This is a genomic window from Ruegeria sp. YTSC003, assembly GCF_059609785.1.
Window position 1 is genome coordinate 22,720 of the sequence record NZ_JBXWMK010000008.1, and the last position, 14,946, is coordinate 37,665.

General features: G+C 57.6%; 17 protein-coding genes. 13 read left to right on the forward strand and 4 right to left on the reverse strand.

The window, feature by feature from the left end; all coding sequences use genetic code 11:
• Positions 1–109 precede the first annotated feature (109 nt).
• Together dprA and tldD are read right to left on the reverse strand one after the other, a co-directional pair.
• Complete coding sequence (gene dprA, locus AC2FFH_RS15240; RefSeq protein WP_496768125.1) at positions 110–1,243, reverse strand: DNA-processing protein DprA; 1,134 nt, start codon at positions 1,241–1,243, stop codon at positions 110–112.
• 240 nt (positions 1,244–1,483) lie between these two features.
• On the reverse strand, positions 1,484–2,905 hold the full coding sequence (gene tldD, locus AC2FFH_RS15245; protein WP_496768127.1) for a metalloprotease TldD: 1,422 nt from the start codon (positions 2,903–2,905) through the stop codon (positions 1,484–1,486).
• A 176-nt stretch (positions 2,906–3,081) separates the two neighbouring features.
• Here tldD and coxB point away from each other — a divergent pair, with 176 nt between their 5' ends.
• The 13 genes from coxB to AC2FFH_RS15310 all read left to right on the forward strand — a co-directional run bounded on the left by coxB (position 3,082) and on the right by AC2FFH_RS15310 (position 13,662).
• Positions 3,082–3,993, forward strand: a complete 912-nt coding sequence (gene coxB, locus AC2FFH_RS15250; RefSeq protein WP_496768129.1) for a cytochrome c oxidase subunit II — start codon at positions 3,082–3,084, stop codon at positions 3,991–3,993.
• A gap of 84 nt (positions 3,994–4,077) precedes the next feature.
• Positions 4,078–5,034, forward strand: a complete 957-nt coding sequence (cyoE, locus tag AC2FFH_RS15255) for a heme o synthase (RefSeq protein ID WP_058272269.1) — start codon at positions 4,078–4,080, stop codon at positions 5,032–5,034.
• On the forward strand, positions 5,031–5,192 hold the full coding sequence (locus AC2FFH_RS15260) for a cytochrome c oxidase system small membrane protein (protein ID WP_239336011.1): 162 nt from the start codon (positions 5,031–5,033) through the stop codon (positions 5,190–5,192). The genes cyoE and AC2FFH_RS15260 overlap by 4 nt, the downstream gene beginning before the upstream one ends.
• A complete protein-coding gene (locus AC2FFH_RS15265; RefSeq protein WP_496707186.1) occupies positions 5,192–5,767 on the forward strand; it encodes a cytochrome c oxidase assembly protein in 576 nt (191 codons plus the stop codon). The genes AC2FFH_RS15260 and AC2FFH_RS15265 overlap by 1 nt, the downstream gene beginning before the upstream one ends.
• A gap of 22 nt (positions 5,768–5,789) precedes the next feature.
• The gene (locus AC2FFH_RS15270) at positions 5,790–6,605 is read left to right on the forward strand and encodes a cytochrome c oxidase subunit 3 (RefSeq protein ID WP_058272267.1); all 816 of its coding nucleotides are present in this window, start codon (positions 5,790–5,792) and stop codon (positions 6,603–6,605) included.
• Positions 6,606–6,775: 170 nt separating this feature from the next.
• A complete protein-coding gene (locus AC2FFH_RS15275) occupies positions 6,776–7,453 on the forward strand; it encodes an SURF1 family protein (protein ID WP_282169115.1) in 678 nt (225 codons plus the stop codon).
• Positions 7,450–8,838 (forward strand): threonine synthase, encoded by a 1,389-nt coding sequence (gene thrC / locus AC2FFH_RS15280; protein WP_496699808.1) that lies wholly within the window; start codon positions 7,450–7,452, stop codon positions 8,836–8,838. Before AC2FFH_RS15275 ends, thrC begins: the two co-directional genes overlap by 4 nt.
• Positions 8,835–10,097, forward strand: a complete 1,263-nt coding sequence (locus AC2FFH_RS15285) for a M16 family metallopeptidase (RefSeq protein WP_113790541.1) — start codon at positions 8,835–8,837, stop codon at positions 10,095–10,097. Before thrC ends, AC2FFH_RS15285 begins: the two co-directional genes overlap by 4 nt.
• Entirely contained in the window at positions 10,097–10,681 is a 585-nt protein-coding gene (locus AC2FFH_RS15290) for a GNAT family N-acetyltransferase (RefSeq protein WP_496768133.1), read from the forward strand. The genes AC2FFH_RS15285 and AC2FFH_RS15290 overlap by 1 nt, the downstream gene beginning before the upstream one ends.
• A gap of 4 nt (positions 10,682–10,685) precedes the next feature.
• Entirely contained in the window at positions 10,686–10,955 is a 270-nt protein-coding gene (locus AC2FFH_RS15295) for a hypothetical protein (protein ID WP_496768134.1), read from the forward strand.
• A complete protein-coding gene (locus tag AC2FFH_RS15300; RefSeq protein ID WP_496768138.1) occupies positions 10,942–11,301 on the forward strand; it encodes a hypothetical protein in 360 nt (119 codons plus the stop codon). Before AC2FFH_RS15295 ends, AC2FFH_RS15300 begins: the two co-directional genes overlap by 14 nt.
• An 88-nt stretch (positions 11,302–11,389) precedes the next feature.
• The gene (locus tag AC2FFH_RS15305) at positions 11,390–12,208 is read left to right on the forward strand and encodes an MBL fold metallo-hydrolase (RefSeq protein ID WP_496844718.1); all 819 of its coding nucleotides are present in this window, start codon (positions 11,390–11,392) and stop codon (positions 12,206–12,208) included.
• A 38-nt stretch (positions 12,209–12,246) separates the two neighbouring features.
• Positions 12,247–13,662, forward strand: coding sequence for an FAD-binding oxidoreductase (locus AC2FFH_RS15310; RefSeq protein ID WP_496844719.1), 1,416 nt, complete (start codon positions 12,247–12,249; stop codon positions 13,660–13,662).
• Between the two features lie 34 nt (positions 13,663–13,696).
• Here AC2FFH_RS15310 and AC2FFH_RS15315 read toward each other — a convergent pair whose 3' ends face one another.
• Both AC2FFH_RS15315 and AC2FFH_RS15320 read right to left on the reverse strand, forming a co-directional pair.
• Complete coding sequence (locus AC2FFH_RS15315) at positions 13,697–14,179, reverse strand: fasciclin domain-containing protein (RefSeq protein ID WP_058272260.1); 483 nt, start codon at positions 14,177–14,179, stop codon at positions 13,697–13,699.
• 170 nt (positions 14,180–14,349) lie between these two features.
• Positions 14,350–14,889 carry an adenine phosphoribosyltransferase gene (locus tag AC2FFH_RS15320; protein ID WP_109313474.1) on the reverse strand — a complete coding sequence of 180 codons (540 nt, stop codon included), beginning with the start codon at positions 14,887–14,889 and terminating at the stop codon, positions 14,350–14,352.
• Positions 14,890–14,946: the final 57 nt, after the last annotated feature.

A 14,946-nucleotide genomic window follows, 5' to 3' on the forward strand; every position in this document is an offset into this window, starting at 1 on the left:
GGCGAATTGTCAATGCGTTCCTTTGAACACAGAAGTTATGTTGTTATTTCAATCACGTAGCCTGTGCACAAAAAGGGCTTGGGCAGGAACCGCTCGTCAGAGTTGGTATTTATGCAGACAATGACAGAAGTCCGCCGGGCTGCCGCTGGATCTGTCCTTCGAGTTCCAGATCAATCAGAGCCGGTCCTATTTCTCCGGCTGTTGCAGCAATGTCGCGGATCAACTGATCTTCGGCAATCGGGGAGGGGCCTAACAGTGACAAGATCGCACTATGCAACGCGGCACCTGTGATTGCTGGTTCATCAACTGCGATGGGTGGGGCGGGGGCCTCAACCTGAGGCGCTGTTACCTGTTTCGGAAGCGCTTCAATGATGTCTTCCGCGGTTCGCACCAATATCGCGCCGTCCCGGATCAACATGTTGCACCCCGCGGCCCGCGCATCGAAGGGGTGGCCGGGCACGGCCAGAACCTCGCGCCCTTGGTCCAAGGCATCCCGCGCCGTAATCAGGCTGCCGGACTTTGCTGCCGCTTCAACGACGACAACCGCTTGTGCCAGACCTGAGATAATTCTGTTTCTGCGCGGGAAGTGTCGGGCCTGCGGTGTGACGCCCATGGGCTGTTCGGAGACACGCAATCCGGTTTGGCCAATCTTTTCCGCCAAAACAGTGTTTTCGGTGGGATAGACGACATCCACGCCGCCTGCCATCACAGCGACAGTGCCCGTTTCAAGCGCGGCCATATGGGCCGCTGTATCAATACCGCGTGCCAGGCCGGACACAACGACATAGCCTTGCTTGCCGAGATCCGTGGCAAGCGCCCGCGCCATCCGCGCACCTAAGGACGAACAATTCCGCGCGCCGACCATCCCAATCGACCAACGCTGAAGCAGGGAGGTATCTCCAATCGCCCAAAGCAATGGCGGGGCGTCGGATAAATCATTCAACGCATCAGGAAAATCGGCGGAGCCAAGGCACAAAAGGCGCGCGTTCGCAGCTTTTGCGGCCTTGAGTTCCGCCTCAATCACGCCGGGCGGGCAGGTTTCATACCCTTCAATTCCGGCAGCGCGTGCCATTTCCGGCAGCGCGGCCAGCGCGTTCTGCGCCGAGCCATGTTCCCGCAACAGCCGACGAAACGTCGCCGGACCAACCTTGCGAGAGCGCAACAGGCGAAGCCAGGAAAACTGATCCTCTTCCGTGGTGGGTGGGAGTGTGGGGTGATAGGAAGAATGCTGCTCTTCGGTCATCCGATGCTCCGCCTGATTGCAGAACTGGTTTACGATTGCCGGGGTTAACAGCTTGTGAATCTCTTCAAATTATCCGGATAATTTTCGGCTTTTATTATTGAGAGCTTTCTAGCGCGTTGAAATATAATAAATAAAAATCACTTTCCTCGACACGGTCGCCTGACAGGATGTTAATGCGCAGACGGACAGAAAGCACAGTGTTAACTCTGCGCTCTCGATTGCCCGCCAAGCGATTCCCGGTTACGCAGCCGATCCGCCGACCGTCAGGCCATCCATCAGAACGGTTGGCTGGCCCACGCCGACCGGCACCCACTGGCCGTCTTTGCCACAGGTCCCCATGCCCGGATCCAACGCCATGTCGTTGCCCAGTCCCCGAATGCGTTTAAGGGCCGATGGGCCGTCGCCGATCAGGGTCGCGCCTTTGACCGGTGCCCCGATCCTGCCGTTTTCAACGCGGTACGCCTCGGTGCAGGAGAACACGAATTTGCCGTTGGTGATATCCACCTGACCGCCGCCGAAACCAACCGCCCAGATTCCGTCTTTGATATCTGCCACCAAAGAGGCCGGATCAGCGTCGCCACCCAGCATCACCGTGTTCGTCATCCGCGGCATGGGTTTGTGTGCATAGCTTTGCCGCCGCCCGTTTCCGGTGGGGGCCACGCCCATCAGGCGCGCGTTCTGGCGATCCTGCATATAGCCGGTCAGGACGCCATCTTCGATCAGAACCGTGCGCGAACTGGGTGTGCCTTCGTCATCCAAGGAGATCGACCCGCGACGATCCGGGATCGTGCCATCATCGACGACGGTCACGCCTTTGGATGCGATCTGCTGTCCCATCAAACCGGCAAAGGCCGAGCTTCCCTTGCGGTTAAAGTCCCCCTCCAAACCGTGTCCGATTGCCTCGTGCAAGAGGATGCCCGGCCAACCGGGGCCAAGCGCGACCTCCATCACGCCGGCAGGGGCCGGGATCGCGTCGAGATTGACCAAGGCGATCCTCAATGCCTCGCGTGCTTTGTCCTGCCAGTCTGCCGGGTCGATCAAACCGTCAAGCCCGACGCGCCCGCCACCCCCGGCCGAGCCGCTTTCGCGACGGCCGTTCTGTTCGACGATGACAGAGATATTGAGGCGGGTCATTGGCCGCACGTCTCGCATCAGTACGCCGTCCGGGCGCAAAATCTCGACCTCTTGCACGGCTGCGGCGATTGTCGCACTGACCTGCACGACGCGGGGATCCATGTCACGGGCATAGGCGTCGATCTCGCGCAGCGTTTCGATCTTGACCGGGAAATCAGCGGATTCAATCGGGTCTTCGTCCGTATAAAGGCGGGTATTGGTGGGACGGGGACCGTCGGCGAGCGTGCCGCCGCCGTCGCCAACCGCCAGGCGCGCGGTCTCGGCTGCCCGCTTCAGCGCCGGAATTGAGACGTCGGTGGAATGCGCATACCCGGCAACCTCGCCCTGTACGGCCCGCAGGCCAAACCCCTCGGATGCGTCATAAGATGCTGTCTTCAAGCGCCCGTCATCAAAGACCAAAGCCTCGGATTTCCGCCGCTCGACAAACAGCTCTCCGTCTTCCGCCCCAGCGGTGGCAGATTGCAAAACCGCAAGCGCCTCGTCCTGCGGAACAGCGCTGTCAAATGGGCGAAACGGGTCGTTGGACATCTGTTGGGACCTTCCGAGTTTGATCCAGATCAAAAATAGCGTCTGTTTGACGCAAGCATTTTGCTTTATCTACCCGACGGAATATGGTTTTTAACGCGGCCAAAGACAACGGGAGAGGTGCGACTGATTCACACCTTTTCGCCAGAGAAGCAAAGATCAGACGATCAGGACAGAAAATGAAGAATGCTTTGATGCTTTCGGGGTTGATGACAGCCCTCTCCAGCCTTCCCGCAATGGCTCAGGAGCTTGAGATTATTGGTAAGCCGGTTGATGGCGGCCTTGGGTTCCAGCCCGCGGCGACCAGCCTGGCCTCGGGGATTCAGCGGCTGGATGATATGATTCTGGTGATCATCACCGCGATCTGCCTGTTTGTTGCGGGTCTGCTGATCTACTGCATCATTCGCTACAATTCGCGCAACAACCCTGAACCGGCGCGATTCTCGCACTACACCCCGGTTGAGATTGCCTGGACCCTTGGCCCGATCCTGATTCTGGTCTTCATCGGTGCCTTCTCGCTGCCAGTTCTGTTCAATCAGCAGGAAATCCCCGAAGGCGACATCACCATCAAAGTCGTTGGGAACCAGTGGTACTGGACTTACGAATACGTTGATCACGATTTCGCCTTTGACAGCTATCTGCTGGGCCACCCGGCCACATTGGACGAAGGCGCACGCCCGGCCGATGCGGACGTGACCCCGTTTGTTCTGAACGACGCGATGCGTGCCAAGCTGGCGGATGCGGGCTACAGCGATGACGAATGGCTGCTGGCTACCGATACCGCCGTTGTGGTCCCGGTTGGCAAGATCATTGTGATGCAGGTTACCGCATCAGACGTGATCCATTCGTGGACCATCCCGTCCTTCGGCGTAAAACAGGACGGTGTTCCTGGACGTCTGGCCGAATTGTGGTTTGAGGCCGAAAAGGAAGGCATCTATTTCGGTCAGTGTTCCGAACTGTGCGGCAAGGACCACGCTTACATGCCGATCACCGTCAAAGTGGTCAGCGAAGAGGCGTATGAGCAGTGGCTGCAAGGCGCACTGGAAGAGTATGCAGGTCAGCCCGCAGCCTATCAGGTTGCATTCAAGTGATGACCCGCGCGGGCTGAAAACTCGCGCCAAAGGTAATGCAGGCTGCGCGGTATCCGCGCGGCTTTCGCCCCAGAAGGACCTGAAATGAGCGACGCAAGCATCAATGCCAGCACAGTAAGCGCCCAATCCCACGCGGATGAGGCCAGCTTTGGCGATTTCTTTGCCTTGCTGAAGCCGCGCGTGATGTCGCTGGTCGTGTTCACCGCTTTGGTCGGCCTTCTTGCGGCACCGGTCCCTGTTCATCCATTCGTGGGCTTCTGCGCCATCCTGTTCATTGCCATTGGCGGCGGCGCATCCGGTGCTTTGAACATGTGGTGGGACGCCGATATCGACCGCGTTATGAAGCGGACCAAAGGCCGCCCGATCCCGTCTGGCAAGGTCCAGGAGGGTGAGGCGATGGCAATCGGGCTGGCCCTGTCGGGGCTGTCCGTTATTATGCTGGGTCTGGCAACCAACTGGTTTGCTGGCGCTTTCCTAGCTTTCACGATCTTTTTCTACGTTGTCGTCTATACGATGTGGCTGAAACGCTCGACGCCGCAGAACATCGTGATCGGCGGCGCGGCAGGGGCATTTCCGCCGGTCATCGGCTGGGTTGCCGCAACGGGGTCTATGTCCATCGAGCCGTGGCTGATGTTTGCCCTGACCTTCATGTGGACCCCACCGCATTTCTGGGCGCTGGCGCTGTTCATGCGCTCGGATTACGACGATGCGGGTGTTCCGATGCTGACCGTCACACATGGTCGTCGCGCGACGCGCTGGCACATTCTGGTATATACCGGGCTGCTGGCCATGCTGGCTGTTGGAACCGCATTCTCGGGCATTGGAGGTCCGATCTACCTGACTGTCGCGGTGGTGTTGAACGCGCTGTTCCTGCGCGGAGCGTGGCAGATTTCGCGCCGCAACGAAGATGATTCCGAGGCCGACAATTTCAAGGTTGAACGCGCGTTCTTCAAGTTGTCGCTGCTGTACCTGTTCCTGCATTTTGGTGCTATCCTGGTCGAAGCACTGCTGAAACCCTATGGGTTAGGAGGTTGGTCATGAGCCTGCGCAAGAGCCACGAACTACACCAACGCCGGTTCAGTCGTAACCTAGGGGTAGGTCTGACGCTGGCTGCCTTCATCGTGATCATCTTTGGCCTGACGATCGTTAAGGTTTCGGGCACGGACTTCAGCTTGGCGACGCAAGAGGTACAGAACTGATGGCGCTGACAGGTCCTCAGAAAACTGTTGCGCAGACAGTCGGCGTGGTTGTCCTGATGGGCAGCTTGGCGTGGGCCTCTGTTCCGTTTTACGACTGGTTCTGCCGTGTAACCGGATTTGGTGGAACCACTGGTGTGGCCGCGACTGCACCCGAAGACATTCTGGATCGCAAGGTGACCATCCGCTTTGACGCCTCGAAGGCGAAAGGCATGGCATGGGAATTCAAGCCGGTCGCGCGCGAGATGGAAGTGCGTATCGGCGAAACCGGACTGGCCTTTTACGAAGCCTACAACCCGACCGACCGCCCCATCGCGGGACAGGCGTCCTATAACGTGACTCCGTATTCAGCCGGCGGGTACTTTCAAAAAATCGCCTGTTTCTGCTTTGAAGAGCAGGTGCTGCAACCCGGTGAACGTGTTGAGATGCCGGTCACCTTTTTCGTCGACCCTGAAATGGTCGAGGATCTTGAAGCTAAGTATGTTCATACGATCACACTGTCGTATACATTCTACGAAATTGACCTGCCCGAGGGCGTTGCCGCCCTTGAGACGCAGGCTGATATAACAACGAACTAACGCCTGTAGGTGAGGGACGCTGATGGCACACGCAAAAAACCATGATTATCACATTCTGGCCCCGTCGATCTGGCCTCTGATCGGCGCGATCGGCGGCTTTGTGATGCTGTTCGGAGCCGTCCTGTGGATGCACGGGGTTACCTCGTGGATGTTCTGGGCCGGACTCGTGGCCGTTCTTTATACCATGTTCGCATGGTGGTCCGAGGTTGTGGTCGAAAGCCGCCAGGGTGATCACACACCGGTTGTCCGCATCGGCCTGCGCTATGGCTTCATCCTGTTCGTTATGTCCGAGGTGATGTTCTTCTTTGCCTGGTTCTGGTCGTTCTTCAAACATCGCATGTACCCGATGTACGACTATGCCGGTACCGAATATATCCAGCCTGACATTCATGCGGTTGACCCGTTCCACCTGCCGCTGATCAACACTCTGGTCCTGCTGCTGTCGGGCTGCGCAATCACCTGGGCGCACCACGCGCTGGTGCATGGCAATGACCGCAAGGCGCTGGTGCAGGGGTTGGCCATCGGTATAGCTCTGGGCGTCGCATTCACAGGTCTGCAGGCCTTTGAATACTATGAGCTGCTGGCGCATGAAGGCTGGAAATTCGGCGGTGATCAGTTCTATTCGAACTTCTTCATGGCAACCGGCTTTCATGGTTTCCACGTTCTTATCGGTACCATCTTCCTGTCAGTGTGCTTAATCCGGGCGCTCAAGGGTGACTTCACACCTGAGAAACACGTCGGGTTTGAGGCGGCTGCCTGGTACTGGCACTTCGTTGACGTTGTCTGGCTGTTCCTGTTCTTCGCAGTATACATCTGGGGCCAGGCGCCGTTGATGTAGCGCCAGACGGGCGAACAAATTGCAAAAGCCGCCCTTTCGGGGCGGCTTTTTCTCTATTCGGGGCGCAAGATTGCGCCCCATACAATTGCAAGGTTGCCTTTCTGCGGCTGCAGCCCTTAACAAGACGCCGGCTCTTGCAGAGCCTTCGAACAACACAACCTGGTCCTGACATGCGCCGCATTCTCTTTCTGATGATCTTTGGCATTGCCGGTCTGGCGATCCTTGTGTCGCTGGGTGTCTGGCAAATGCAGCGGTTGGCGTGGAAACAAGGCGTTTTAGCCGAAATTGAAAATCGGATTTCAGCCGATCCGGTTGATTTGCCTGACACCGTGTTGCCTGATGCTGATAAGTACCTGCCGGTCACAATTGCGGGCGAGGTCGAGCCGGGCGAGATCCACGTTCTTGTCTCGGTCAAACAGGTTGGGGCGGGCTATCGCATCATCCAGTCTTTTAGCACAAATGACCGGACAATTCTTGTGGACCGGGGCTTTGTTCCTGTGACCGCGAAGCACGATCAAAGGCTGAATGGACCGATGGAGATCACTGGAAATCTGCACTGGCCGGACGAAATTGACGGCTACACGCCTGAGCCGGATATTGACGACAATATATGGTTTGCCCGCGATGTACCGAACCTGGCCGCCGCACTTGGGGCTGAGCCTGTTCTGCTAATCGCGCGGTCGCAAACCGACCCCAACATCACACCCTTGCCTGTTTCGGTGACGGGTATCCCGAATGATCACTTGCAATATGCAATAACATGGTTTGGCCTGGCTTTGGTCTGGGCCGCGATGACCGGATATTTTCTGTGGCGCAGCCGCGCCCCTTCTGAGAGTGACGCGACATGAAATACATCTCGACCCGCGGGCAGGCGCCCGAACTGACGTTTGAAGAGGCGATGCTGACCGGATTGGCTCGTGACGGTGGTCTGTACCTGCCTGCCGAGATCCCGGTGATGACGCAGGATGAGATCGCGGCACTGGCCGGACTGCCCTTTGAGGAAATCGCGTTCCGGGTGATGTGGCCCTATGTCAGCGGATCTTTCGGTGAGAGTGAGTTCAAAGAGATCATCGGCCGCGCTTACGAAGGCTTCGGCCATGACGCCCGCGCGCCATTGAAGCAGTTGAACGAAAACCACTTCCTGCTGGAGCTGTTCCACGGGCCGACCTTGGCCTTCAAAGACTTCGCCATGCAGCTGATCGGTCAACTGTTTCAGGTGGCGCTGAAGCGCCGTGGCGACCGTGTGACCATCGTTGGCGCGACCAGCGGTGACACCGGATCGGCTGCGATTGAAGCGTTCCGGGGGCTCGACGCCGTGGACGTGTTCATCCTGTTCCCGCATGGCCGAGTTTCGGAAGTGCAGCGTCGGCAGATGACGACACCCGCGGACCGCAACGTGCATGCGTTGGCCGTGGACGGCGATTTTGACGATTGTCAGGCCGCGCTAAAGGACATGTTCAACGATTTCGACTTCCGCGACGGCGTGAAGCTGGCTGGCGTGAATTCGATCAACTTTGCCCGTGTTCTGGCGCAAATCGTCTACTACTTCTCCGCTGCTGTCAGCCTCGGCGCACCGCATCGCAAGGTCAGCTTTACGGTGCCGACCGGCAATTTCGGTGACATCTTCGCGGGCTACCTTGCCAAGCGCATGGGCCTGCCAATTGATCGTCTGGTTGTCGCAACCAACCAGAACGACATTCTGCATCGTTGCCTGTCGGGCGAGGGGTACTTCAAGGGCGACACCATCCCCTCAATCAGCCCGTCGATGGATATTCAGGTCAGCTCAAATTTTGAACGCGCGCTCTACTATGCGTACGGTGAAGATGGCGGCGCTGTCGCGCAGTTGATGGATGAATTGAAGACCGGCGGCTTTAACGTCAGCCAGGGCGCAATGGAAGCGCTGCGCGAAAGCTTTGACTCGGGCCGTGTATCTGAGGATGAGACGCTGGCGACAATCAAGTCCACTCTGACCCACAGTGCAGAACTGGTTTGCCCGCATACCGCCGTGGGCATCAAGGTTGCAGAAGAGCATCGCTCGACCGACGTTCCGATGATCACACTGGCCACCGCACATCCCGCAAAATTCCCGGCAGCGGTCGAGAAGGCAAGCGGCGAACATCCGCCTCTTCCATCCCGCATGTCTGATCTGTATGAACGTCCGGAACGGGTGACCCGCATCGCCAACGATCTGGGCACCCTCGAGGATCATATCAGAAGGCATATCGCTGAGTGACTGTCAGACAAGACCAACTGAAGAACGGATTTCGTATCGTCAGTGAACATATGCCGGGGTTGCAATCGGCGGCCATCGGCATTTGGGTGACCGCCGGTGGGCGGCACGAGCGGATTGAACAGAACGGTATCGCGCATTTCTTGGAGCATATGGCTTTTAAGGGAACCAAGCGCCGTTCAGCTTTGCAAATCGCCGAGGCGATTGAGGACGTGGGCGGGTATATCAACGCCTACACGTCGCGCGAGGTGACGGCTTATTACGCGCGTGTTCTCAAAGACGATGTGGCGCTGGCGATGGATGTCATCGGTGACATCGTTCTGAACCCGATCTTCGACCCGCGTGAGATTGAAGTTGAACGCGGTGTGATCCTACAGGAAATAGGTCAGGCCTATGACACGCCCGACGATGTGATCTTTGACTGGTTGCAAGAGCAGAGCTATCACGATCAACCGCTGGGTCGAACCATTCTGGGTCCGACCGAACGTGTCAGCGCGTTTTCCCGAGAGGATCTCTCCGGTTTCGTCGCCGAGCACTACGGGCCTGAGCAGATGATCCTGTCTGCTGCAGGTGCCGTTGATCATGATGCGCTGATGAAAACCGCTGAGGCGTTGTTTGGCCATCTTAAACCCTGCAAGGGGCTGATCCCGGAAACCGCCCGTTTCACTGGCGGCGAAGCGCGGCAGGAGAAAGAGCTGGAGCAGGCGCATTTCGCACTGGCGCTGGAAAGCCCGGGCTATCGCGACGATGCGATCTATACCGCACAGATTTATTCGACTGCGCTGGGCGGAGGCATGTCCTCTCGCCTGTTCCAGGAAGTGCGCGAAACACGCGGGTTGTGCTACACGATCTTTGCGCAGACCGGAGCTTATGCCGATACCGGCACGACGACGATTTACGCCGGAACGTCAGCAGATCAGGTGGCAGAGCTGGCCAGCATAACGATTGATGAGATGAAGCGCGCCGCCGAAGACATGAGCGCCGAAGAGGTTGCCCGCGCCCGCGCGCAGATGAAAGCCGGTATGCTGATGGGGCTGGAAAGCCCGTCGAACCGGGCGGAACGTCTGGCGCGTCTGGTGCAGATCTGGGACCGGGTTCCCTCGCTTGAGGATGCAGTGGCCAAGATCGACGCCGTCAGCACAGAAGATGTGCGTGCCTTCGCCGAACAGATGGCAGTGCAGGCCCCTGCTGCGCTGGCGCTATACGGTCCTGTCTCGGGCGCACCCACGCTGGCGCAATTGCAGGAGAGGCGTGCGGCGTGATGCTGTTGGGCAGACGCAAGCTGAAACTTGAAACCGAGCGCCTGAGCTTGCGCCCGCCCGCGCATTCCGACTTTAACGACTGGGCGGCGCTACGGCGCGCGTCACAGGAATACCTAACCCCGTGGGAGCCGGTCTGGGCCAAGGATCACCTAAGCCGCAAGTCCTTTACCAACAGGGTTTATTGGGCGCAGCGCTCCGTGGCCGGTGGGACGGCGATCCCACTGTTTTTGTTCCGTCGCACGGATGATGTGCTTTTGGGGGCCATCACGCTGGACAATGTCCGTCGCGGCCCGGCGCAGGCAGGAACCTTGGGATATTGGACGGGCCAGTCTTTTGCCCGTCAGGGTTACATGCGCGAGGCCATTGGTGCGATCGTTCATCACGCCTTTACCCGACTGGACCTGAGTAGGATAGAGGCTGCCTGCCTGCCCGAGAACAAACCATCACGTGGGTTGCTGGAAAGTTCGGGGTTCAAATACGAGGGCGTGGCGCAGTCGTACCTACAGATCAACGGGCGTTGGCGGACGCATGTGCTGTATGCCAGCTTGCGCTCGGACCGGCGCGGGAAGACGGACGCGGGGTAGGTCTATGGCGCGGGCAAAACAGCCAGTGATCTGGATCAGCGATGCAATGGTGGGCACTGCGGCGTTGAAAGGATTTCATTCTGATCGTTGGGATAATGATCTGAAGTTCACAGCGGACGCAAACACCCGAAAGGTCCGAGGAGAGCCGCTTACAGCGGATTTCTTCCCTTCGGAGGTATTTGCCGATTACAAAGACAAAAAAGAGAAGAAGCAACCAGACTTCTTTATGGCTGCGGGTGCATGGACCGTGTCCGCCGCGTGTGCGACAGTTTGATCTTGGCGACGGGAATCTCTATCCAGTCAAACTGTTTCAACATGACCGTGCCACTCCGGTTGAAGGAGAATATTATTGTCTGAACTTCGGCAATCAAAAAGCTGCAGTGCTGACAGATCAATCTCCGAACATTGATAGACCCTACGAAAATCAAGAAGTTTATCAGCCACCGTTGGTCATGAAAGACAAAGACATCGCCGTGAGCGCGATAGCATTGGATGGCCCGGATATCTGGATTGACACAAAAATGCGCCGCGCATTTTTTGTGAGTGATCCGTTGGCTCAAGCGTTACGTGTGGCGAAAGTTTCACGGCCCTTCAAGCTGCGGAAGTGCATCGTTCTCTGAACTGCTCCTAGAAAATGCCAATTCCGTGATTTCACTCACGCGATATCTGCAGGCGTGACTTACCCGTGTTCTGCGCTACACTCCGAGCATGCGCTGGATTGTTGCGGTATTGATGGTGATCTCGGGTGGGGCTTCGGCACAGGAACGGCGGCCGAGCCATTGCATTGCCATCGCGGATGCCGCACCGGGGATTGAGTATATTCATAAAGCAGCCTGGCAGGATCCTGTGCCAGAGTTCTCGGTTCGGATCAGCTATATCGCTCATGCGTCGTTTATGATCCAGACGCAGGGCGGGTTGAACGCGGTAACGGACTTCACCGGTTTCATCGGTAGCGCGGATCTAATCCCGGACGTGGTGACGATGAACCATGCCCACGGCACCCATTGGACCGCCCATCCGGATCCTGCCATCCCGAATGTGTTGCCGGGGTGGGGCGAATTCGGGCAGGGGATCGATCACTATCTTGATCTGGGAGAGATGCTGATACGCAATGTCTCGACCGATATTCGATCCTCTTATGGCGGTGTGGAAGAGCGCGGAAACTCTATCTTTGTTTTTGAGGTTGAAGGGTTGTGCATTGGTCATCTGGGTCACCTGCACCACGTGCCGTCAGATGAACAATTTGCCGCATTGGGCCGTTTGGATGTTGTGATGGCTGCTGTGGATGGCGGTACGACGATGCCGTTGCCGGAAATGATCACGGTTTTGAAGCGACTGAAAAGTTCGATCATCATTCCGATGCATTGGTTTTCCAGCTTTTCACTGGACCGGTTTCTGGTCGATATCCGCGAAGATTTTCCGTTTCAACGCAAAGGGGAGTCTGAGATCACAGTGTCCCTGCGCACGTTGCCCGACCGCCCGACAGTTGTGGTGCTTGAGCCGCAATACCTCATTGAACTGGAATAGGGCTTGTGGGCGCACGGCTGCTTGGGCAAGGAAAGGGTATGAAACTGAACCCTGCCGATGATACTTTTGCCCAGTCGATCCGCGCGGCGATGGGTGACGATGTTCTGCACCCCGTTGAGGAACGATATCTGGAGGAGCCGCGCCGCAGGTTTGCGGGCCATGTGGGCGTTCTGACCCTGCCGAGGTCGGTAGAACAGGTTTCGACGCTCGTTCAGCTGGCCTCGGACGCCTCGGTTCCCGTTGTGCCTTATGGCGGCGGGACCGGGCTGGTCGGCGGGCAGGTGATGGCTGACGGCCCGGCCCCGTTGCTTATTTCACTGGAGCGGATGTCCGCCATCCGGGCGGTTTACCCGACCGAGAACATTCTGATCGCCGAGGCCGGTGCCATTCTGGCCGATGTTCAAGCCGCCGCGGAAGAGGCGGACCGGCTGTTCCCCCTTGCGTTGGCTGCACAGGGATCGTGCCGGATCGGCGGCAATCTTGCGACCAATGCGGGCGGGGTCAATGTCCTGCGCTACGGCAATGCGCGAGATTTGTGCTTGGGGCTTGAGGCCGTCTTGCCGAACGGTGAGGTCTGGCATGGTCTGAGCCGTTTGCGTAAGGATAATACCGGGTACGATCTGCGCAACCTCCTGATCGGAGCGGAAGGTACGCTGGGGATCATCACAGCCGCGTCGTTGAAACTGTCCCCACGTCCGGCGGAAACCGGCACTGCAATGTTTCAGGTAACCTCGCCTGAAGCTGCCATTGATTTGCTGGCGCTGGCACGCGATCAGGTGGGCGAGGGGGTCAGCACCTTTGAGCTGATCCATAAGCAAGGCCTGCAGTTCCTGTCCGAGGTTTTGCCCGATATCCGCCAGCCCTTTGACGTCCAGCCTGAATGGATGGTGCTTATTGAATTGGGTCTTTCTGGCGGTGCGTCACCGTCAAATGCGCTGGAGTCGCTGTTCGAAACAGCGGAGGCGAGCGGGCTTGTAGGTGACGCGGTCATAGCCCAAAGCGAAGCGCAAAGATTGGAGCTTTGGGCCGTACGTGAGCAGATTCCCGAAGCCAACCGGTTGATCGGTTCGGTCTCGAGCCATGACATCTCGGTCCCGATCTCGCAAATCCCCGAATTCATCCTGCGAGGGTCCGAAATTGTACGCGGGTTGGGGGAATTCCGGATTAACTGTTTTGGGCATCTTGGTGACGGCAACCTTCACTACAACGTGTTCCCGCCGCAGGGGCATAGCCGTTCAGAGTATGACGCACAGCGGCAAACGGTAAAACGCTTGGTGCATGATTTGGTGCATGAGTTCGGTGGCTCGATTAGCGCTGAACACGGCATAGGGCGTTTGAAAACGGATGATCTAAGCCGCTATGGCGATCCGGTAAAGCTGTCGGCGATGCGCTCGATCAAGGCAGCGCTTGATCCAAAAGGGATCATGAATCCGGGTGCCGTTCTAAAGGCGTAGGCGCGGCCCGTTTAACACAGGCCGCGCGCTGAGTTCACGATGCGGGCAGAATAACTTTGTCAATCACGTGGATGACGCCGTTCGATGTCTCGATGTCTGCCTGAACAACGTTCGCGTCGTTGACCATGACGCCGTTATCAAGGTCAATTTTGACTTCTCCGCCTTGTACGGTTGCGGCTGTCATGTCATCGGACAGATCGCCTGACATCACTTTCCCGGGCACCACATGGTAGGTCAGGATGGCAACCAGTTGATCCTTGTTCTCGGGCTTCAGAAGGGTTTCAACTGTGCCTTCGGGCAGAGCGGCAAAGGCGTCATCAGTGGGGGCAAAGACGGTGAAAGGGCCTTCACCTTTCAGCGTATCTACGAGTTCTGCGGCCTGAACGGCTGCGACGAGAGTTTCAAAGCTGCCTGCACCGACTGCGGTGTCGACAATATCCTTGGAGTGACCATCAGCATAAGCGGCCGTTCCTACGAGAAAGCTTGCGACACCGGCAATTGCGAGTTTGCGAAACATGGTATGATATCCCTTGTTGGAATGCCCTTGGTGGCATCATCCGGGATACGGGGCGGCATCAAAGGGAGATCACTGAATATGTCGATAAGTTCGGGTTGATCCAATGAAAAACCGCGCTAAGCCAGCGCGGTTTCAGGTTTCCACTCACGATTTTGTGAATGTGCGGGCTGTCAAAGGCCTTCGAATTCGCACAAGACTTGGACATCCATTCCCATGTCTTCCAATGCCTTGCGCCCGCCTAACTCTGGCAGGTCGATAATGAACGAGCATGAGACGATCTCGCCCCCCAACCGTTCGATCAGTTTGATGCCTGCGGCAGCGGTGCCTCCTGTTGCCAGCAGATCATCGACGACGAGGATTTTTTCACCCGGCTGGATGGCGTCGTCATGGATTTCGACAATCGCCTCACCGTATTCAAGCTTGTAGTCTTGGCTGATCGTGGTTCCCGGCAGCTTGCCCTTTTTGCGGATCGGTACGAAACCGACGCTAAGCTGGTGCGCGATCGCGCCGCCAAGGATAAAGCCGCGTGCCTCAAGTCCAACAACCTTGTCGATGCGTTCGCCGGCATAGGGGTGTAGCATCTGATCAATCGCCATGCGGAAACCGCGCGGATCCGCGAACAGGGTCGTTACGTCCCGGAACATGATCCCCTCATGTGGGAAATCCACGATGGTCCGTATGTAATCTTTGACCGACTTGTTTCTGGACATGGCCCACCTCTCTGGCGTCAAAACACGCTGGGCTGTTTGGCCCATTGGTGTGAGTCA